At 38.8% G+C, this 20,776-nt stretch carries 18 protein-coding genes; 13 read left to right on the forward strand and 5 right to left on the reverse strand.

Annotated features, from left to right (window positions below):
• The first annotated feature begins 7 nt into the window (after positions 1–7).
• The 5 genes from betA (at position 8) to MSG95_RS06820 (ending at position 6,813) form a co-directional block, all read left to right on the forward strand.
• Entirely contained in the window at positions 8–1,666 is a 1,659-nt protein-coding gene (gene betA / locus MSG95_RS06800) for a choline dehydrogenase (RefSeq protein ID WP_324624929.1), read from the forward strand.
• Between the two features lie 511 nt (positions 1,667–2,177).
• Positions 2,178–3,818 carry a malate dehydrogenase (quinone) gene (mqo, locus tag MSG95_RS06805; protein WP_019456938.1) on the forward strand — a complete coding sequence of 547 codons (1,641 nt, stop codon included), beginning with the start codon at positions 2,178–2,180 and terminating at the stop codon, positions 3,816–3,818.
• A gap of 90 nt (positions 3,819–3,908) precedes the next feature.
• Positions 3,909–4,379, forward strand: coding sequence for a hypothetical protein (locus MSG95_RS06810; protein ID WP_324624930.1), 471 nt, complete (start codon positions 3,909–3,911; stop codon positions 4,377–4,379).
• A gap of 215 nt (positions 4,380–4,594) precedes the next feature.
• Positions 4,595–5,473, forward strand: a complete 879-nt coding sequence (locus MSG95_RS06815) for a homocysteine S-methyltransferase family protein (RefSeq protein ID WP_324624931.1) — start codon at positions 4,595–4,597, stop codon at positions 5,471–5,473.
• 5 nt (positions 5,474–5,478) lie between these two features.
• Positions 5,479–6,813, forward strand: coding sequence for a basic amino acid/polyamine antiporter (locus MSG95_RS06820; RefSeq protein ID WP_324624932.1), 1,335 nt, complete (start codon positions 5,479–5,481; stop codon positions 6,811–6,813).
• 53 nt (positions 6,814–6,866) lie between these two features.
• Here MSG95_RS06820 and MSG95_RS06825 read toward each other — a convergent pair whose 3' ends face one another.
• The 3 genes from MSG95_RS06825 to MSG95_RS06835 all read right to left on the reverse strand — a co-directional run bounded on the left by MSG95_RS06825 (position 6,867) and on the right by MSG95_RS06835 (position 10,730).
• Positions 6,867–8,780, reverse strand: a complete 1,914-nt coding sequence (locus MSG95_RS06825) for a lipase family alpha/beta hydrolase (RefSeq protein WP_324624933.1) — start codon at positions 8,778–8,780, stop codon at positions 6,867–6,869.
• 148 nt (positions 8,781–8,928) lie between these two features.
• Complete coding sequence (locus MSG95_RS06830) at positions 8,929–9,636, reverse strand: YoaK family protein (RefSeq protein ID WP_324624868.1); 708 nt, start codon at positions 9,634–9,636, stop codon at positions 8,929–8,931.
• 203 nt (positions 9,637–9,839) lie between these two features.
• On the reverse strand, positions 9,840–10,730 hold the full coding sequence (locus MSG95_RS06835) for a LysR family transcriptional regulator (protein ID WP_324624867.1): 891 nt from the start codon (positions 10,728–10,730) through the stop codon (positions 9,840–9,842).
• Positions 10,731–10,917: 187 nt separating this feature from the next.
• On the opposite strand from MSG95_RS06835, the gene MSG95_RS06840 reads away from it, so the two are divergent.
• The 3 genes from MSG95_RS06840 to MSG95_RS06850 all read left to right on the forward strand — a co-directional run bounded on the left by MSG95_RS06840 (position 10,918) and on the right by MSG95_RS06850 (position 14,845).
• Positions 10,918–11,862, forward strand: a complete 945-nt coding sequence (locus MSG95_RS06840; protein ID WP_000050879.1) for a dihydrodipicolinate synthase family protein — start codon at positions 10,918–10,920, stop codon at positions 11,860–11,862.
• 173 nt (positions 11,863–12,035) lie between these two features.
• Positions 12,036–13,421: an MFS transporter gene (locus MSG95_RS06845; protein WP_049066037.1), complete on the forward strand. Its 1,386-nt coding sequence runs from the start codon at positions 12,036–12,038 to the stop codon at positions 13,419–13,421.
• A gap of 77 nt (positions 13,422–13,498) precedes the next feature.
• Positions 13,499–14,845 (forward strand): OprD family outer membrane porin, encoded by a 1,347-nt coding sequence (locus MSG95_RS06850; RefSeq protein WP_324624866.1) that lies wholly within the window; start codon positions 13,499–13,501, stop codon positions 14,843–14,845.
• A gap of 45 nt (positions 14,846–14,890) precedes the next feature.
• On the opposite strand, the gene MSG95_RS06855 is transcribed toward MSG95_RS06850, so the two are convergent.
• Complete coding sequence (locus MSG95_RS06855) at positions 14,891–15,730, reverse strand: hypothetical protein (RefSeq protein ID WP_324624865.1); 840 nt, start codon at positions 15,728–15,730, stop codon at positions 14,891–14,893.
• Between the two features lie 766 nt (positions 15,731–16,496).
• Between MSG95_RS06855 and MSG95_RS06860 the strand changes: the two genes are divergently transcribed.
• The 5 genes from MSG95_RS06860 to MSG95_RS06880 all read left to right on the forward strand — a co-directional run bounded on the left by MSG95_RS06860 (position 16,497) and on the right by MSG95_RS06880 (position 19,377).
• Positions 16,497–16,781, forward strand: a complete 285-nt coding sequence (locus tag MSG95_RS06860; RefSeq protein ID WP_324624864.1) for a hypothetical protein — start codon at positions 16,497–16,499, stop codon at positions 16,779–16,781.
• A gap of 195 nt (positions 16,782–16,976) precedes the next feature.
• Complete coding sequence (locus MSG95_RS06865) at positions 16,977–17,531, forward strand: PAAR domain-containing protein (protein ID WP_324624863.1); 555 nt, start codon at positions 16,977–16,979, stop codon at positions 17,529–17,531.
• A gap of 17 nt (positions 17,532–17,548) precedes the next feature.
• Complete coding sequence (locus tag MSG95_RS06870) at positions 17,549–18,247, forward strand: hypothetical protein (RefSeq protein WP_324624862.1); 699 nt, start codon at positions 17,549–17,551, stop codon at positions 18,245–18,247.
• A gap of 2 nt (positions 18,248–18,249) precedes the next feature.
• Positions 18,250–18,780, forward strand: coding sequence for a hypothetical protein (locus tag MSG95_RS06875; protein WP_324624861.1), 531 nt, complete (start codon positions 18,250–18,252; stop codon positions 18,778–18,780).
• 114 nt (positions 18,781–18,894) lie between these two features.
• Positions 18,895–19,377, forward strand: coding sequence for a hypothetical protein (locus MSG95_RS06880; RefSeq protein ID WP_324624860.1), 483 nt, complete (start codon positions 18,895–18,897; stop codon positions 19,375–19,377).
• Positions 19,378–19,569: 192 nt separating this feature from the next.
• On the opposite strand, the gene MSG95_RS06885 is transcribed toward MSG95_RS06880, so the two are convergent.
• Positions 19,570–20,520, reverse strand: coding sequence for a hypothetical protein (locus MSG95_RS06885; RefSeq protein WP_324624859.1), 951 nt, complete (start codon positions 20,518–20,520; stop codon positions 19,570–19,572).
• Between the last annotated feature and the right edge of the window lie 256 nt (positions 20,521–20,776).

A 20,776-nucleotide genomic window follows, 5' to 3' on the forward strand; every position in this document is an offset into this window, starting at 1 on the left:
GATAGCTATGAATATTAAAGAATATGATTACATTATTATTGGCGCAGGATCTGCCGGAAATGTACTCGCTGCGCGTCTTACCGAAGACAAAGATACCACCGTTTTACTCTTAGAAGCAGGTGGACCAGATTATCGCTTAGATTTCCGTACACAAATGCCAGCAGCTTTGGCCTACCCTCTTCAAGGTCGCCGCTATAACTGGGCTTATTTAACTGACCCTGAACCACATATGAACAACCGCCGTATGGAATGTGGTCGTGGTAAAGGTTTAGGTGGCTCATCTTTAATTAATGGCATGTGCTATATCCGTGGTAACGCAATGGATTTAGAACAATGGGCAACTCATAAAGGCCTTGAAAACTGGACCTATGCCGACTGTTTGCCTTACTACAAAAAAGCCGAAACGCGTGACATTGGTGAAAATGACTATCATGGTGGCAATGGCCCTGTGTCCGTTGCTACGCCAAAAAATGGCAACAATGTGCTGTTCCATGCCATGGTTGAAGCAGGTGTACAAGCAGGTTACCCACGTACTGATGACTTAAATGGTTACCAGCAAGAAGGCTTTGGTCCAATGGACCGTACAGTTACGCCTAAAGGCCGCCGCTCAAGTACTGCACGTGGTTATTTAGATATGGCAAAAGGTCGTCCAAACCTGACTATTTTGACCCACGCCACAACCAATAAAATCTTGTTTAATCAAAAACAAGCCATTGGTGTTGAATACATTATTGGTGCCGACCAAAACAACTTACAGCGTGCTTTGGTTAAACGCGAAGTATTACTTTGCGCAGGTGCAATTGCGTCACCGCAAATTTTACAACGCTCAGGCGTAGGTCAAAGTACCTTCTTAAAATCAATGGATATTGATGTGGTTCATGATTTGCCAGGTGTAGGTGAAAACTTGCAAGACCACTTGGAAATGTACTTACAGTATAAATGTAAGCAACCCGTTTCTTTATACCCTGCTTTAAAATGGTATAACCAACCAGCCATTGGTGCTGAGTGGTTATTTAACGGTACAGGTATTGGCGCAAGTAACCAGTTTGAAGCGGGTGGATTTATCCGTAGTTCCGATGAGTTCAAGTGGCCAAACATTCAGTACCATTTCTTGCCAGTAGCTATTAACTACAACGGTAGTAATGCAGTAAAAGAACACGGTTTCCAAGCACACGTAGGCTCAATGCGCTCGCCTTCACGTGGTCGTATCAAACTTAAATCGAAAGATCCGTTTGCACATCCAAGTATCTTGTTTAACTACATGTCAACTGAGCAAGACTGGCGTGAGTTCCGCGATGCAATTCGTATTACACGTGAAATCATGCAGCAACCTGCGCTTGATCCATATCGTGGTGAAGAAATTAGTCCGGGTAAACATTTGCTAAGTGATGCAGAGCTTGATGACTTTGTTCGTAACCACGCAGAAACGGCTTACCACCCGTCTTGTAGCTGTAAGATGGGTGAAGATGAGATGGCTGTTGTAGATGGTCAAGGCCGTGTACACGGTATGAATGGTTTACGTGTAGTTGATGCATCAATTATGCCGCTCATTATTACGGGTAACTTAAATGCAACCACTATTATGATTGCCGAGAAAATTGCAGACCAAATTCGTGGACGTGAAGCATTACCACGTTCAACTGCACCGTTCTATGTCGCGTCATAAAACCGTTAAGGGCATATTTCTTATACAGAAATATGCCCTTAATTTAATAGGTACTGCATAAACATTAATAAGAACTATGTATGACAAAAAATAAGCGGCTATAAGCTAAACATTTACACAAATATGGCATGAAATAAAAATTAATCTATTTTTATAGGCAAATTACCATCAAGTGGTTTAATTTTAACCATAATTATCTAAATTAATAATTTTCAAATGCTTATATAAAAATATCAGCAAAAAAATAATCTTATAAAAGCTTAATTTGATTAAATATAAATCATATTTATGATTTTGATGAACTCCATTTATTATAAAAATTGTCTTGTCAATGCAAAATTAGTCTAAAATATAGAGTGTTTGCGATAATCCCAAGTAATTTTTCTTTTTTTAAAGTTCTCTGTTTTGGAGAATTTTACTTTCGCATTTATATCCGTTTTGTCTGGATACGCTGTCTAGGTTTCCTCACACCTTAAGTGACTCAAATAACTTATTTTAAGGTTCCCCTTGCATGAAAAAGTTTTTGAAATACCTTCTGGTATTAATCATTATTATTTTAATTGCAGGTATTGTTTTCTTGTTTAGACCGATTGCGTCAAAACAAGTGCAAACTGCAAAAGATGAGCCAGTTGTTGATGCCGTTCTTGTTGGCGGCGGCATCATGAGTGCCACTCTCGGTACTTACTTCACTGAGCTTGAACCGAATTGGCAAATTCGTATGTATGAGCGTCTTGACCAAGTTGCTCAAGAAAGTTCAAACGGCTTTAACAATGCCGGAACAGGCCACTCTGGCTTTATGGAAATGAACTATACCGAAGAGAAAAACGGTAAGATGGAAATTGCCAAAGCTGAAAAAGTTGCTTCTCAGTTTGAAGTAGCAAAACAGTTCTGGTCATATCAGGTAAAACAAGGCGTTTTAGCTGAACCAAAATCATTCATTAACCCTGTTCCGCACATTGCTTTCGTTTGGGGCGATAACGTTCAGTTCTTAGAAAAACGTTATGCTGCCATGATTCAAAGCCCGTTGTTCAAAGGTATGAAATTTACTGAAGACCCAGCTGTGATTAAGCAATGGGCGCCTTTGGTGATGAACGATCGTGACCCAACTCAAAAAGTTGCAGCGACGCGTATGGAAGTTGGTTCAGACGTAAACTACGGTTCAATCACGAATCAGTTAGTGAAACACTTAAGCCAAAACCCAAATTTCAAATTACAGACTTCAACCGAAGTTTCTGGCATCAGCCAAAATGATGACAAAACTTGGACTGTAACTTTCAAAGATTTAAAAACTGGTAAAACAGATCACGTTAAAACACGTTTTGTATTTATCGGTGCAGGTGGTGCAGCGGTTAAATTATTGCAACTTACTGGTTTACCAGAAGCGAAACAATATGCTGGCTTCCCTGTAGGTGGTGAGTTCTTAATTACTGATAACCCAGCAATTACTGCTCAACATACCGCAAAAGTATATGGTCGTGCTGAACTTGGTGCACCTCCAATGTCTGTACCACATATTGATACACGTTATATCGACGGTAAAAAATATGTATTGTTTGGACCATTTGCAACGTATTCAAACAAGTTCCTGAAAAATGGTTCACAGCTTGATTTGCTTGCATCAACCAACAAAAACAACATTTTACCAATGACCACTGTTGGCTTGGAAAACCTTGATCTTGTTAAATACTTGGTGAGCCAAGTGATGATGTCAGACCAAGACCGTCTAAATGAACTTCGTAAATACTACCCAGATGCGAAAGCTGAAGATTGGCGTTTAAGCCAAGGTGGTCAACGTGTTCAGATCATCAAGAAAGAACCGGGTAAACCAGCAACACTTCAATTCGGTACAGAAATCTTTGCTTCTAAAGACGGTGCTGTAACTGCGTTGTTAGGTGCATCTCCGGGTGCTTCGACTTCTCCATACATCATGCTTAACTTACTTGAAAAAGCTTTCCCTCAGCAAACTGAAGGTAAGTGGAATCAGAAGCTTCATGAAATCGTGGTTTCTTATAAGCAAGACTTGAGCAAAGACCCTGTGTTACTCGACAAAGTTCGTCAGTACACAAGTTCTACGCTTGGCTTGAACTATACATCTCCATTCAAAGCTGCAAACGATGAATCTGCTGCTGCCCCTGTTGCAAAAGCAAACTAAGTTTGACGATGTATAAGTAAAATATCAAAAGGATGAATCTCGATTCGTCCTTTTGTTTTTTTAAGACCTAAGTTGAGATATAGATTCGCTATGACGCCTTTAAACGTATCACCTCGCCTCTTGTCATTTTGTTTTAAGCTCGTACTTGTTTTGCTACTGGCTTATCTTTTGTTAAGCGGGTTTTATATGTGGATGATTGGTGGTACAGCTATTTACGTCAGCTCAGCCGTATTATTTATTATAACTGCCTATGCATTTAAGCTCGGCAAGTACCAGAAAATCTGTTCAGTTTTAAATGTGCTGCTAAGTGCAGTCGCGTTATATTTCAGTAGTACTCATTTATTTTTCTCACCTCTCCAGTTCTTTATATTTTTACCTGCATTGTTCTTTGTTATGTTAGCTTTTGCTCGCTTCAATAAAGTTCGTAGCTTATATAAAGTCTTATTATTCATTAGTTTATTAATTTGGTCAGGTATACATTTTTCACAGCTTAAACAACTTCAAGCCTATTATAAAACACAGCATACAGGCGAAAGCTGGCAACAATATGGCGCTTTGTAAGATCGTTTTCATTCTATGTTTGCCAACCAATACACGCTCATTTTCATGTGAAGTTCATCAGTAAAACTGAACAGCATTTACAGAATTCCTTTTAAGAAAAAATTTTCATAACCATCTCATTTTTTTTGAAATATATCGAGCATATTAGTGATTGAATAGAATTCATCTACGCGTTAGATTAGCTGAATTATTTTTCTCCCTTTATGTTGTAATTTATGAAAATTTTAGATGGCGGTTTAGGCCGTGAATTGGCCCGTCGTGGTGCTCCATTTCGTCAACCAGAATGGTCTGCTTTAGCACTTATTGAAGCACCAGAAACAGTAAAAGAAGTTCATCTCGATTTTATTAATGCTGGTTCAGAAGTTATTACGACTAATAACTATGCTGTTGTACCATTTCACATTGGTCAGGAACGCTTTGAAACTAACGGCGTACGTTTAATTAAAGTTGCCATCGAACAAGCGAAAAATGCAGTTAAAGAAAGCGGCAAAAATGTCAAAATCGCAGGCTGCTTACCACCGTTATTTGGTTCTTACCGTGCAGACTTGTTCCAACCAGAACAAGCTAAAAACCTAGCTGAGCCAATTATTAACACATTGGCACCGGAAGTAGACTTTTGGCTCGCTGAAACTCAGTCTTGCTTAAAAGAAGTTGAAACAGTACACGCGCTATTACCACAAGATGGTAAGGACTATTGGGTTTCATTTACGCTGCGAGATGAAATTAAACAAGAACAAGCGTTACTTCGTTCAGGCGAAAACATGCAGCAAGTGGCTGATTTCATCAAGCAATCAAATGCCAAAGCAGTATTGTTTAACTGCTGCCAACCTGAAGTGATCTTGCAAGCCATTAATGAAATTAAAGGACTCATTCCAGAGTCTGTACAAATTGGCGCCTATGCCAACGCTTTCCCACCACAAGATGACAGCGCTACAGCCAATGATGGCTTAGATGAAATTCGTAAAGACTTAGATGCTCCAGCTTATCTTGGTTTTGCTAAACAGTGGCAGCAAGCAGGTGCAAGTCTGGTTGGTGGTTGCTGTGGTATTGGACCAGAACACATTGCTGAACTTTCTCAATTTTTTAAAGAATAAATACCATGTCTGCTGCCAAAATCGGATTGTTGTCTCTTACAGCGCTGGTATTTAGTTCTATGGTGGGGTCTGGCGTATTTAGCCTTCCCCAAAATATGGCTCAAGTTGCCAACGGCTCTGCCCTTCTTGTTGCATGGCTCATTACTGGGGTCGGCATTATTTTCTTAGCCCTGTCATTGTTACATTTAACGCGTCAACGACCAGATCTAGACGGCGGTATTTATAACTATGCACGGGAAGGATTTGGAGATCTCATCGGGTTTTGCTCGGCGTGGGGTTATTGGTTATGTACCACCATTGGTATTGTCGGCTATGTGGTCATTGCCTTTTCAGGCGTTGGCATGTTTACCGACAGCAAAGACCATATTATTTTTGGTGAAGGTAACACGCTCTACTCTCTGATTGGCTCAAGCATTTTTGTATGGCTGGTGCATTGGTTAGTGAGCCGAGGCATTAAAGAAGCCGCTGTTGTAAATTTGCTGGCGACCATTGCCAAAATTATTCCAATGGTGGTTTTCATCTTCTTTACTTTCATTGCCTTTAAGTTTGATTTATTCAAACTCAACTTAAATGACTTCTCTTTAAAAGTTCCACTTTGGCAGCAAGTCAAAGACCTGATGCTGATTACCCTTTGGGTATTTACGGGTATTGAAGGTGCTGTGGTTTTATCATCGCGTGCAAAAAAACGTCATGACATTGGTAAAGCCACCATTTTAGGTGTGTTACTGGCGTTAAGTTTTTACGTCATGGTGACCGTATTGGCTTATGGTGTGGCAAGTCGTGAAGCCCTTGCAGGCATGCATAATCCATCTATGGCGACTATTTTGCAGCAATTGATCGGCTTACCGGGTACCATCATTATTACTATCGGGCTGATTATTTCAGTTTCATCGTCTTATTTAAGCTGGACGTTATTTGCAACCGAAATTCCATTTTTAGCCGCAAAAAATGGTGCATTCCCGAAATTATTTTTAAAGAATAATCAGAACAATGTACCGATTTCATCACTTTGGCTCACTACTATTGTGGTACAAGGCTCCCTCATTGCTGTGTATTTTTTCAATAAAAACTACACTCAGCTTTTACTGATTTCATCGGTGATGATTTTGTTGCCTTATTTTCTGGTGTCGGCTTTTTATCTTAAAGAATCGATTCGCCATAAACGCACGCCGCATATTGCGATTGCAAGTGTTGCTTCAATCTATGCACTTTGGTTGCTCTACGCGGCAGGCTTAGACTTGCTGCTGTTGTCTGGCGTGTTGTATTTGATTGGCTTGGTTATTTTTTCAATCAGCTACTTTGAGCATAAAAAATCGCTCAAACAAAACCAGCTTAATTAATCACTTCAACCACTGTTGAGTCTGTCAGCAGTGGTTTTCTAAAAACAAAAATTCTATTTTGAAAGCTGCGACTGCTTTAAATGCAACCTTAAAATACGACGTAATTCTAAAATTGCCTCAGGGCTAGTTTGTATTGAATGCCCACCTTTAATAATCAACTCCGACTGCTCCCCACCTAAATGTGAACTTTGATACGGTACAATCCCATCACTCATTTTTGACTTATCTGTGGTGCCATTTATATTGCCCATAATCGAGTGATAGACCACATTGGACGATGGCTGAATGGCTTGCGTAAGTTGCATAAAGCTAGAAGAGCGACTTAAATTACTCGCTCCATTTTCAATTAAACCTTTTTTGAGCTTTGTGTTTTTCTCATCTCTCATTTCGACCGCAATAAAAAAGTCAGCAGGCAAACGAATGACACGACGAGCAATTTGGGTAAACCATCGATCAGCATAGTCAGTACCATGATGCGGCGCCGAAACAAAAACTACGCGCTTAAAATAAGGTAAAGCTTTGAACTGAAAGCGCTCTCGAATAACAGGATTTTCTTTTAAACGATTGAGCTGAGCTTCATTCATTTTTTGCATGGCTTGCTCTGAAACATCAGCATCGCTTACTAATAAACGACTGATCACTCCGCCCATACTATGCCCAACCAACACGGCATCATGAGCAGCATAGCTGTCTTTGGCAACATTTTGAAAAGCCTGATTCAGCAAAGAGTAAATCTGAAAACGACTTTCAAAAATCGGCATATTGGTTGAATAAAACACCTGCCAAACTTGATAGTTTTGTCTTAATTCGGCATCTCCCATAATGTCATTGGTTAGGCTCACCCAAGCCTCTGGGCTACTTGCCAAGCCATGAATAAACACAATGATTTTTTTATTCGGGTTAAAAGGTTCCAGCATATATAAATGCGGCATAATCAAATTGGTTTCTTTATTAATTAAAGACCAATAACCCGCTGCCCCTAAATTATATTTCGACAGCCACAGCCCATAAGGCGCCGAATAGTTTGCAGTAAGTGGATAGTCCACACCTTCAACTTTTACACGGTCTTGTCGATATGGATCAAACATGGCAATTTCCAAATCTGCCCCAGCAATGACTTGATCGGCTGTGGCCTTTTGTTTTGGATAGGCAATGGCAGTTACTGGAAAGAAGCGTGGTAAATGTATGTTGGCATTACTCTGGTGAGCGTAAAAAGCATCGGGGTCTAAAATGAAACCATGATTTACATCATGCTCCTTACGCCCCACGATAAACTCGGCTCCTAAACCATCCTTACGGTTGACAGTATTAAACCCTGAAAAGTTCATGTTATAGCTAGAGCGAAAGGTATCGACTTCAATGTTTTGTACATCTACGGCATGATCAAAGTTGACTTGGTACTCATGCCCATCTGCTTTTAGTAAAGGTGGAAAATGAAGCGTATTTAAATGATTAAAATACGTGGTCATGAGCTTTGACAAAGCCACATTATAAAAAATACGCACCTGATTTTGCCGATGGTCAAATACCCGATCGAACGGCGACTCCTCAGAGTCAAACAAATAGACATAGCTATAACGTAAGCTTTTATCAAACAGTGCTAACTCTTGCTCGACACAGCTATTATTTTTAGTGCCAACATTACACTGACTGCTACGCCCAACGTCTAAAGCTTTGGCTAAGTAAATTTCACTCAGCGCAGCATAACGTTCTTCTCGGCTGCTATTTTCAGACAGCCCCTGAATTTTCTTTAAACAATCATCAAAATTTTGCAGACAAGACTTTTCATTTTCTTTGACCAAATACAGCAAGTTTTGGGTTTGATGGCTTAAAGTATTGTCAGTCAAAATACTTTCATTTTTACTTTTTAAAGCGCTACTTAAGTTACTTTCTTTTAAATGAATGACCTGACAACCGCTGAGCAGTCCCATTATTGCAAGCACTAAATAATGGCCGGATTTTGTCATTGTGCATTCCTTTATCGAATGTATTTCCCCATTCGTCATTATGCCTGTAAAGCTGTGAACGAACAATTTCAGCTCAGCTTCAATGGTGCTTTATTAAAAAAATAAAAGCCCGATTTTTTTTAAATTCAGGCTCTTTTAACAGCTCTGTTTAAGCTTGTTTAAACTTCTGCTGTGAAGCCAAATAAGAAAAATAAAGGATAGGTAAAATAAACGGCGCTACACTCCAAAAGTCAAAATAGACATAAAGCACAGCCCCCATAAAAGCACCAATCACAAAGCCAATCACAATACTGGCGCTTTTAAGCAAACTTGCCCGATTGGCCTCATTATTATTTTTAAGCAAGTTGGCAATATCAATCCCAAGCTGGGTGGTATTGCCTGTCATCATGGTACTTGGGCTAATATTTTTAATGAGGGTTTTACTTGAAGTATTACGAATAGCTAAAGCAATTAAACCGAGTCCACCTGTGATAGCAACGGTAATCGCATCGGCATTTTTAAATGGCTCAAAATAAAGCCCAGCAACCATAAAGGCACACAGGAAAATAGCTTCAAACAAAAATAAATAAGACAGCGTTTTGTGTTTGGTCTGACTACGGTCAATTAAAAGTTTGGTAATCACCACCGTCAAAATAAACAATGGAATAGCAGCAAGTTTAATCCAGATACCTGTACCGCCCTTCACCAAAGCCGCTCCTGCCAACACCAAGTTACCCGTTACATGCGCGGTAAAAAAACCAAATAACGCAATAAAGCCAATGGTATCAATTGCCCCACCAACCATAGTCAGTAAAACAGGATCTCGACATAGTGCCCATGTACTTTGTGTCTCTTGTTGAATTGAGGTCTCTGGCATAAACAGCATCCTGTTATTTTAAAGTCATTAAATTCACTACAAAGATGTTTTAAATATTTAAAAACAAATCAAAGCTAAAGCATTTATAAAAACAAAAAAGCATGTAAAAACATAGACTGTTTAATGTCGCAACACTGTCTTCAAAATAGCAACAATTATGATGTGTACCATGCAACAGTATCAGTCATAAAGTTACGATTTGATTAAAGTAAATCGGCCAAATTCCTAATTTCTTCCATCACTGCCTTACACGCAGGCGTTAAATAGCCGTGCTTAGAAATAGACAAAGAAATATAGCGCTTTAGCTCGGGGTTAATAATTTTTGCGGCTTGAATTGAGGTGTATTGGCTGGCCTTCTTTAACGCTTGCGGCCCCAACATGGTGTACATGCGAGACTCGGAAACCAAATGCGTTTGTAAACTAATCGAGTCGGCTTCAAACACAATATTCAGCTCTACCCCATTTTCATAAGCCATGTGGTCTAAAAAGTTTCGCCAGTTACTTGGCCTGCAAAACGTGACCAGTGGTAACTGACTTACTTCTTTAAAATAGACTTCATTGGCCTGAGTGAGCGCATCACCTTCGCAGCCGACCAAATAGGTATCGGCTTCGGTAAGGTACACATCGCCCTGTTTAGGCGTTGGGTTAAACCGATAGAGAATAGCTAAATCGACGCTGCCGTCTTCCAGCCATTTTTCTAAATGCACCCCTTGCCCTTCACGCACTGAAAGTTTAATTAGGGGATATTTCTCTTGAAGCACTTTATAGAGGGTCGATAACAATGGATGAGCAGTAGACGGCAAACTGGCAATGCGCACCGTACCAATTGGGGTATCGGTCGAGTGCAAAATTTCATTATTAAGTTGGTCGGTTACGTTTAGCCATGAACGAATTTTAGGAAGTAAATGCTGGCCTAAATCGGTGAGTTCGACGCCGCGTCCAGTTCGGTTAAATAAACGACCACCACATTGGGCTTCAAGCTCGTTCATTTGCCGACTGATTTGCGGTTGGTTGGTGTTATGCAGCATGGCGACTTTGCTTAAGCTACCCAGCTCCACCGCGTCTAAAAATATTTTCCATAATTCATAATTCATCGATTCTTCCTAAATCGTAAATAGGCAGTATTTTGAGCTATACATTTTCAGTATAACTGAAATTCAAGAATTGGTAATTCCTATATAGCTCACCTATTTCTATACTCCAATCATGTTCTCTACAACACGATTTAAGTCAGATTAAGAACCAGAGAATATTTAATTACACTGTATAGGAAGTACGATTATGAGTTTAGATTTACGTGGATTAACCCCAGCACCTGTGACTCCTTTTACCCGTGACGGACAAGTAGACCATAATGCAATTCAACGTTTAGGTTCATGGTTAGGTAGTATTGATGGTGTGAAAGGCTTGGTTGTTCTTGGGCATGCAGGTGAAGGAACATTCTTGTCGCAAAAAGAACAAATGCAGGTCATTGAAAGCTTTGTTAAATCGGTAGATGACAAAATTCCGGTAATCGCAGGGATTACACTCGAAGGTACTTCGGTTGCAGCAGAAGAAGCAAAACGTGCAGTGAGTGCGGGTGCTTCGGCAGGTTTGATTTACCCTTCACATGGCTGGTTGCGTTTTGGCTATCAAAAAGGCGCACCGCAAGACCGTTATAAAGCAATTTATGAAGAAAGTGGTTTGCCATCTATTTTATTCCAATATCCAGATGCGACTAAGGCCACTTATGACTTAGAGACTCTACTCGATATTTCTGCACAGCCAGGTGTGTTTGCCATGAAAAATGGTGTGCGTAACATGCGCCGCTGGGATGTCGAAATTCCGATTATTCGCCGTGAACGTCCGGACTTACAGGTGTTGACATGCCATGATGAATATTTGCTTCACACCATGTTTGATGTAGACGGCGCTTTAGTTGGCTACGGCAACATTGCCCCTGAACTTTTAATTGAAATGATTAAAGCAGGTAAAGCTAAAGATTACGCCAAAGCTCGTGCCATTCACGACCAATTATTACCAGTGACTCGCAATGTCTATCACCGCGGTTCACACATGGAAGGTACGGTCGCGCTTAAACATGCATTGGTTGCTCGCGGAATTTTGGACCATGCCACTGTGCGTTCGCCTCTGCTTCCACTGGCAGATGGTGCTGAGCAAGAAATTCATGATGCGATGCGTCAAGCCGGAATTGGCAAGGTCGATTTAACCCAAGCCGTTGCTTAAATTCTATTCGGGCTAGCATGTACGCTAGCCTTTTTTTCCTGTACGCTGCCTGAGGCCAAACATCGGGCATGTCTCTTAAAAACAATAATAAAAAGCATGCAAACTGTGGTGAACAGGTAGTGCGAAATAGAACAAAAAAACTACGAGGAATGTAGTAGATAAGGAGATAGAAGATGACAAATCTAGCGGATGTAGAACAAATTAGTCATCATCAAAAAAATGCGGAAATTATTGCAAGACTTGAACGGCTACCCGTCACTGGTCGAATGCAATTTATGCGAATTACCATTGGTATAGCGACCTTTTTTGACGCTTATACTGTTCTAGCAATTGCCTTTGCTTTACCCCAACTCATTACCGAATGGCACCTCACGCCTGCCTATGTCGGTGCGATCATTGCCGCGGGTTATGTCGGGCAACTGGTCGGTGCGATCTTTTTTGGTTCTCTTGCCGAAAAAGTCGGTCGCTTAAAAGTGCTGTCTTTTACCATTTTACTGTTTGTAGCAATGGATATTTCTTGTCTGTTTGCGTGGAGCGGAATGTCACTGTTAATTTTCCGTTTCTTGCAAGGCGTTGGAACAGGTGGCGAAGTGCCTGTTGCGAGTGCCTATATTAATGAGTTTATTGGTGCAGAAAAGCGCGGTAAGTTTTTCTTGCTCTACGAGGTTTTGTTCCCACTCGGTCTTATGTTTGCTGGCATGGCAGCTTTTTTCCTGATGCCAATTTACGGCTGGAAAGTCATGTTTATTGTGGGCTTAATTCCATCTTTACTGGTGATTCCTTTACGGTTTTTCTTGCCTGAGTCACCACGCTGGCTAGCTTCAAAAGGTCGTTTTAAAGAAGCCGATCAAGTGGTTAAAAGCTTTGAAGACGGTGCCATTAAAAGCGGTAAAACTTTGCCTGAACCTGTGGTTAAAGAGATTAACCCGCAAGGCATGGCAAAAACCGACTGGCGCGAGCTGTTCCGTGGCATCTACCGCAAACGTACCTTTACCCTGTGGGGCATGTGGTTTTGCGTGTACATGGTAAACAATGCCATGGTGACTTGGCTGCCATCTCTTTACAAACAACACTTTGGTCTGTCGCTTCAAACCAGTTTAGGTTATGGCTGGATTACCTCTGGCGTAGGTGTTATTGCCTCTATTATCTGCGCGTTAATGATTGATAAAGTCGGCCGCCGTCCTTGGTACAGTGCAGCATTCTTCTTGGCAATTATTCCACTCATGAGTCTCTCGGTTTTAGGCGCAAAATCGGCGATGGAAGTTGTAATTTTCGCAACGATTAGCTATGCCATTTTGCAAACCATTTCATTCTCTTTATACCTTTACGCTGCCGAACTTTACCCTACTCGCCTGCGTGCGATGGGCATTGGTTTTAGTACCGCTTGGTTACGTGCCGGCTCTGCAATTGGGCCTGTTATGGTCGGCCTAGTGGTTGGTGGTTACGGCATTCAATATGTGTTTAGTGTGCTTGCCGTCGTGGCGCTGATTGGTGGGCTAGTGACCTTCTTGTTTGCCATTGAAACCAAAGGCCAAGTGCTCGAAAAACTCTCTCCTTAATTCATCCATTTCATAAAAAGCTTGCCTAACCCAGCGTTAGGCAAAGGGCTTATTCATGCTTAAAAAAGGAATTTAAAATGAATAAATATTTGCTATGGGGCTGTATTGGTTTAGGCAGCGTAAGCAACGCTTATGCAGAGCTTCCTCAAGAATTTGGCAAGTTAGAATTAAAACTTAACACTCGTTACTGGAACGATAAAGGCACCGCCCACCCCACGCTTGCAAACCCTTCGCCTTCATCGAGTGAATATGAACAAAGTGCCTTAGGGCTTGAGTTAAATTATCAGTCACCTTACATGTGGGACTGGCTTGGGGTAGATGGCTCACTCTATGCAGTCACCAAGTTATTTGACTCAGGCAAGCCGAGCGCTCAGCTTTTAGAGGTTGAAAATAATGGCAAGCTCGATCAAAACTTTGCGACGTTAGGACAGCTCTACCTCAAAGCAAAACTCGGTGATAAAGGCGAAATTAAATTAGGCCGCCAGTTGCAAGACTCGCTGTTGCTTAAAAGCACCAATAACCGCGCAGTACCCGATACTTTTTCGGGTGCGAGTGGTCAGTTCCAACTGAATGATCAGCTACAAACTTACATGGCTTACTATGACCGCTGGAAACCGCGCAGCATGGACTCATTTGAAAAACTGGTGACTGAAAATGACGAGCGAATTGATTATGTCGGCTTGCTTGGAGCTAAGTATCAGTACAAAAACTGGAGCTTGAATGCCGAATATTTAAATAGCAAAGATTATTTAAAAAAGTATGGGGCGATTGCTCAATATAAGTTACCCCTGCATGGGCTTGTGTGGACATTTAACACAGGGGCTTTTTTCTCGCGTGACGATGGCAAGCTGTTTAAATGCGGTGCCGAAACCGAGCTGGACTGTGTCAAAGGCCAAGACATTAACAACCGTGGCAATGGTTATTTTGTCGATGTAAATGTGGCCAAGAATAATCTAGAAGGTGGTATTGCCGTTTCAAAGTTTGATGGTTTTTGGATTGAAGATAACTTTGCCGTGCACTCTGACCGCAACTCGGTTTTAACGCAAGACCACGGCACCAACCCGTTTCCGACCTCTGCGACCATTGGCCCAGATTTTACCAATAACGATGAAACCGCCGTTGCCCTTCGCTTGAAATATAACTGGAAAGACTATGTGAAAGGTTTAAAAACCGAAGCGAAGTATATTTATGGTTTTGGCGCGCACCAAAGTAACATCAGTAGTGATATTGAAGGTAAAGAGCGTTACTTTGACTTTACGGTGAGTTATGCCTTGCCGTGGGTGAAAAACTTAGATGTACGTTATTCATTTTTGCATTATGAGTCAAAGTTTGAAAATGCAAACTTAGGTGAAAAAATAAATGGCATGTCTCGGAAAGATTGGGATCAGCAGCGTGTATTTATTAATTACCGTTATACATTTTAAGTTCAAGCTAAGCTCAACGCTTAGCTTTAAAAACCGCCTTTCCGCTTATGGAATTAAGCTAGATATGCTTTTGTGGCAGTCAAAAAATGTTTTATAAGCAAATCTCTTAGTCACTGCAAATTTTTCTATATTTGTTTTATAAGCAGGTTCATCATAGGCTTTATCTATTAAAGAGAATTCATATTTGGTGTAATCATTGTCCTTATGAGGATTCTGACGGAGTGTTTCTAACTGATTTGTTTTACTTATCCCATTTTGGCGCGCTTTCATAACGTAATCAGCAATATCAAATGCAGCTCTACACAATAATCCTTTTTTTTCGATGGCATATCTCTGATTTTCCATTTCGATTAAATCATCTTTACTTGGAACTCCTTTGCTTAGCCCAAGTTCTCTAAAAGATCTACTAGAATTCCAGTTAATACTATTAAAGATTCCATCATCTGGTTCTCTACTGTTCTTTAATGCATCGATAAGATATTGATCGCGGTTACCTAAGATATAAGTATTTAAATCATTATCTAATAAAACAACCAGCATATTTTTATTAAAACGGTCATAAGCAATATAACTTTGTATATGTTGTTCCAAAATTTCATTATTCTTTTGCCAAAAAAATGTCGTTATCACATTGTTCTGTAAATTTCTTTTTGCTAGGCATTCACTCATATCAAAATTATCAGCTTTTAAAGCTCCAAAAGGTTTTAGCCTAGCATTGAGACCAACAATGAAGTCTTTATCTAACTTAAGCAGACTAAAACCACTAACCTTACAGTCTTCAAATTGTTTATCTTTTAATTTATAGATATCATTAATTGAAGTTAAATTTTTAGCATGTAATGTAGTACAAAACGCAATTATCCCACATAAAAGTAATCTTTTCATATCATCAAATCCTTTAATTTCGAAATAGAATACTCATTTTTATAGAGAAAATAAATAATTAACTTTATAAAGACAAAGGCCTGAACCTTATATTTATAAGCCACCTTCATGCATTTTAAAATTTATATAATGGTTTAGTTTAACTTTATTATAACTATTAATTTACTCATTTTAATGACCTAACTTTTGAGTTTAATTAAAATATAAAATTATAATTAAAATTTTTATAATATTTTATTTAAATTGAATTGACCTATTAAAAACTTATGATTATTATGGTCTCGCTGGCCTACATTGCCAGTCGGTTTTGACAGACCGAGTATACAGCGTATCAGGTACATTCTCTCCTGAGTATGAGACTTGTGCGCAACCTGCACCTCCCCCTTACCGTTGCGGTAGGACGGGAGGGGGACGCGCTTGCGCGTGCTGGTTTGTATACCCAGTCTGTCAACCCCTTCTCGTTCTACCACCTAAATCAATTGACGGTGATTTTCGGTGGTAGGACTCCATACATTCTAAGGAGTTGACCATGCCACTATATAAACTTATCCCCTATCCTCTATAAACTTTTTATTTATTTAAAACTTAGGTTTTCTATTATCTAAAGTTTTTAATTTATAAATTATTTTTATTTTAAAATTTTAATCATTTTATTTTCCTTATTTTATAGGCGGATTAACTACATCCTAAAAAATGATTTTAAAACTTAGAATATAGCGGTTTATTTTTTCTCATTGAGATATCCCAAAATCATCACGAGAATAATATGAAATTTTATAAAACTATTTTGGTTTTAGGCCTTGTTGTAAGTGATTACAGCGTTTCTGGTTGCGACATTCACACTCAGCAGGATTTTGAAAAAATTTGCCTGTCTGGTGGACACACCCTCGCGAGTTGCGACTGTATATACCAACGGCTTGAACAAGTGTATTCGCCTCAGCTCATGCAAGGTCTAGAACATGTCAGTTTGCAAAGTCCTGCTCTCCCACAGGACTTTGCCCCTACTTTTTTTAGTGTGATGCGGCGGTGCGATAAAAACGACATGGGCTAAGCGTTTCGCTTAGCTCCCTTATCTCTGTGTCGCAATGGTGGATGACTTTAAATCAGCGCAAAAAATTAAAGTTCTGTTGTGGCACGGGGGCCTTGGGGGAATAAGTTAACTCTACTGAACAATAAAAATATACAGTATTGTCTACCCTCTATTTGGTATGCTTTTAGAACTTCATAAAGATAAGAAGGAATAAGTTTGGCAACACCATATATAACAATAGGCTGTCCCACTAGTGGCGGTGGTCAAGTAATTTCGGGGAACAGTATGTTCCTAATCGACGGTATTCCTGTTGCTTGTGTCGGTGACAAAGCTACTTGTCCCACCCATAAAATTGTCGCAACGATTGTTTCTGGCGACCCATATATGCAAATTTTTGGGAAAGCTGCTGCCCGCGTTAACGACTCTCTTTCCTGTGGCTGTAAATTACTACCTCAACAAAACTTAGTTGTTCAAGATAATGGTGGTGGTTCTGCTCAAGGTTCACAAGCGAGTAAAACTCAAACTCAAGATAGCTTTGTAGAAGACAAGTCGAAAGACATTCATAAAATTCAATTTAAGCTTGTTGATGATGAGACTAAAAAGCCACTCACTGAACTTATGTATGAAATTTATAGTAAAGATAAAGGACAACTGCTTGTACAAGGCTACACTGATAAAAGCGGATTAACGGCGCTTTATGAAAGCAACTATACAGCCGAATCTGTAGAAGTAATTTTAGTGGACTTATCGAAGCCAATTGAACCTATTTAGAATTATTGGAAGTTTTTATGGCTGGCTCTCAAAGAGAAATAAACACAAATTTAGGTCGAATAATTTTTCATTCAAACTATGATACTAAACCCGCAAATGTTGAAATTGATCTTAAAAGCACAACCAACATGTGCGTCTCAAAAGATGAAGGTTATCTAACAGCGTGTGAAGGTTGGCAAAACTTAGTACCTGTAAAAAAAATAGTTCCTTACACGTTTGGAATGAAACAAGCCCATTGGGACCATGTTAAAGAAAGGCAACCCTTTGAATATGACATGGCTTTGCATTTTGGTTTGCAGTTCGACTTACGTGAAATTGAAAAAGCTACACCTGGTTTAATTTATACAGAATACTTTCATACACTGATGTACCTACGTTTTGCATCTTACATAAGAGATGTCGCAACAAGTCGAGCAGGTAAAGCCCTATTTGAACTTGCTAAGGATGTGTTTGAAATCAGAGCTGCTGCTAACTATAAAGATATACCAGAAATTGTAAAACTTGCTCCTACTGGTATGGGTTTATTTGATAAAGCCAGATATGTAGGACTTGCTGAAGCAGTCAAACTTAATAGAGGTCCTTTTTACATAGATCAAGTAATGTATGAAGTAGTCTTCGGTAATCGAAAAAAATGGAATAGACAGGCTTATAATCTTGCTGTTGCTGAATATGGTTATGTGCGACCGTTGTCTGAAATGAGAAAAATGGGTGATTAATTGTGAAGTCTAAACTTTGTATTATTTTAATGTCTCTTTTGACAGTAGCGTGTAGCCAAGCAAATACGCCCAAGAAGGATGTAATTACTGAAGCTGATGTAACCCAAGCAAGCGAAGCATCTCTATATGCTCAGTTTAATCAGCTTTATTACACAAAGTTCTTATATAAAGCCGCATACAATGAAGCTGACAAGGTAACTGAAACTAATGATCAATTGCTAAGTTATGCCACTTTTTTAATGCATGCAGTAAATACAACATACGATTCTTTAAATTTAAAGCTTAATGATGACCTAGATTTAATGGCTTCAGGCAAAAAAAGTAAGATATCAATTGATGCTTTAGATTCATTATGTGTAAGTAATAAATACATCGAAAAATATATAAAATTGAAAGAAAAAAACGGGAACAAAGTTTCTGCTGAAGCTAAAGAACTATCTAAAGAGGCTTTGGCCCTTCAACCGAAAATTGAAAAAATCATAATGAAAACTGACTCCCCGTTAAATGATATTGAATGTAAAAAATTAAAGTAAACTAGAAAAAAGCCCTGATTATGCAGGGCTTTTTCTAAATTGATTTAACATACATTCTTCAAAAATGACTCAAATAATATAAATAATTCAGAAAATACTCCGGAGATCAGCATAATGTTTGCAAACAGAATTTATATTAAATTTATTTGTGTCCCTCTGTTTATGCTTTTCATTAATGGTTGTGCGAATACGCAAGTAAATAACGATAGAGAAGCTTTAGTTAATGCAGGGCGTGGCGCAGTCAGTGTAATAACTACAGATTACCGAGTGTATAGATATGCTCTTCAAGAAAAAAATAGTGATGTAACTAAATCATTAGTTTATGCAACATTAACAAAAGCAAATGCGTTAAAAGCTTTTGAGGAAGGTGCTGGGAATGGTTATGTTATTGAAGAAAGTTTGAACACTAGTAAGCTAAATAAAATCTGCTGGATGGCGAAATTCGCTCGTGAAACAAAAGATGTAATCTCGCCTGAAGAACAAAATAACTATAAAGATATTTATGCTTGGCTTAATTCTAAAGAGCAAGCTTGGGTGAAAAAAATAAGTTCTTCCTATACTAAAGATGAATTAGGACCTGACGATTGCCGTAAATAATGGATCAATAATAAGCCACTTATCATAAGTGGCTTATTATTGAGAATTTTGATGGGATGGTTACTCGTCTAAAGTTAAAGTAAGAGTAGCTGCAATGGAGTTCTACTCTAAGTCGATGCAAACACTTAAGGTTCTGTTGTGGCACAGGGCCTTGGGCAAAGCTAACTGACTCATAATGACTAATATATAACTTTACTTATCGACCTTCTGAGTTCGCTCTACAGTAATATATTCATTAGGAATCACAATCTGCTTTTCAATATCTTTCACTTTGTAAGAGACTAAAGTGTTTTTGCCGATTCCTTGAAATGGAACTTTCATATCCTTAAAAATAAAAATTTGGTTTTGGCTTAGTTCTTTAGTGGTGATTTTGGGTAATTCAATTAAGTTTGCATAAGGTGTCTTAATATATAACGTTGCTTTTTCCATTCTCACACCAGTATTTTGCATAGTGTAATTTAAGAAAATTTTGCCTACATCTCCAATCAAAAACATGAAAATTAGTGGAGTCAGAATAAGAAAAATAGCTGATTGTATAGCGTTCTTAATCCATATTTCTAATTGCTTTAACTTTGCTTCTGCAAAAGTTTTTAGATTTTCACTCGCTTTGGAATCATTAATAATATCTTCTAAATTTTCAAATTTTAAACGGAACTCTTTGACCCTCTTCTGATTAACGTAAAAAGCATAATAAAATAAAGAGATTAGACTTACAGTAATACCAATATAAGCATTAATTTTCCAATCTAGTAAAAATAAACCACGAATAATGTATAGGAGGTAAACAGATACTCCGAATGTGATAATACTAATCTTTGGAAATGGAAGTTTTTGTCCGATTTTTACATGAGATGGCAAATATCTATCAACCACACTTAAGATGAAATAAGTCACTGGCATTAAAGAGATACCAAAGAAAAATAGCATCATGCAGAATGCGATATAGACAATAGAAAATGCTGCAAAAATCAGAAAAAAAATGAGTGTATCACCAAAGCTAATTTCCGATGGGATATAGCCAATTGTTAAAAGATAAGCAACTAAGCACAACCCTCCTATTGCAACTATCGCTTTAGTCACTGTCAGCGCAACTTCATGCCACGACCCCAGATTATGTAAATATCTTGTTATTAAATTGTTCATTTGATCTAACCAAATCTTATAAATTATTTAAAAATAAATGATTACCTTTTTCATGAACGGCTCCCCAGCGAAGTAATCATCATTTGAAATTTCCCCAAATTTCAGAGTATGTTTTCACATATTTTCAATAACCCTCAAAAGCTTATGACTGTTTAGAATATCCATTTTAATTTGTGCTGTAATAGATAATATTAATTATAATTTAGTGCAAAAATAAAATTTTATACTGCGAATTCTCTTAACCATTAAATTTTAA

The organism is Acinetobacter sp. IK23, assembly GCF_035615275.1.
Taxonomy (GTDB): Bacteria; Pseudomonadota; Gammaproteobacteria; order Pseudomonadales; family Moraxellaceae; genus Acinetobacter; species Acinetobacter seifertii.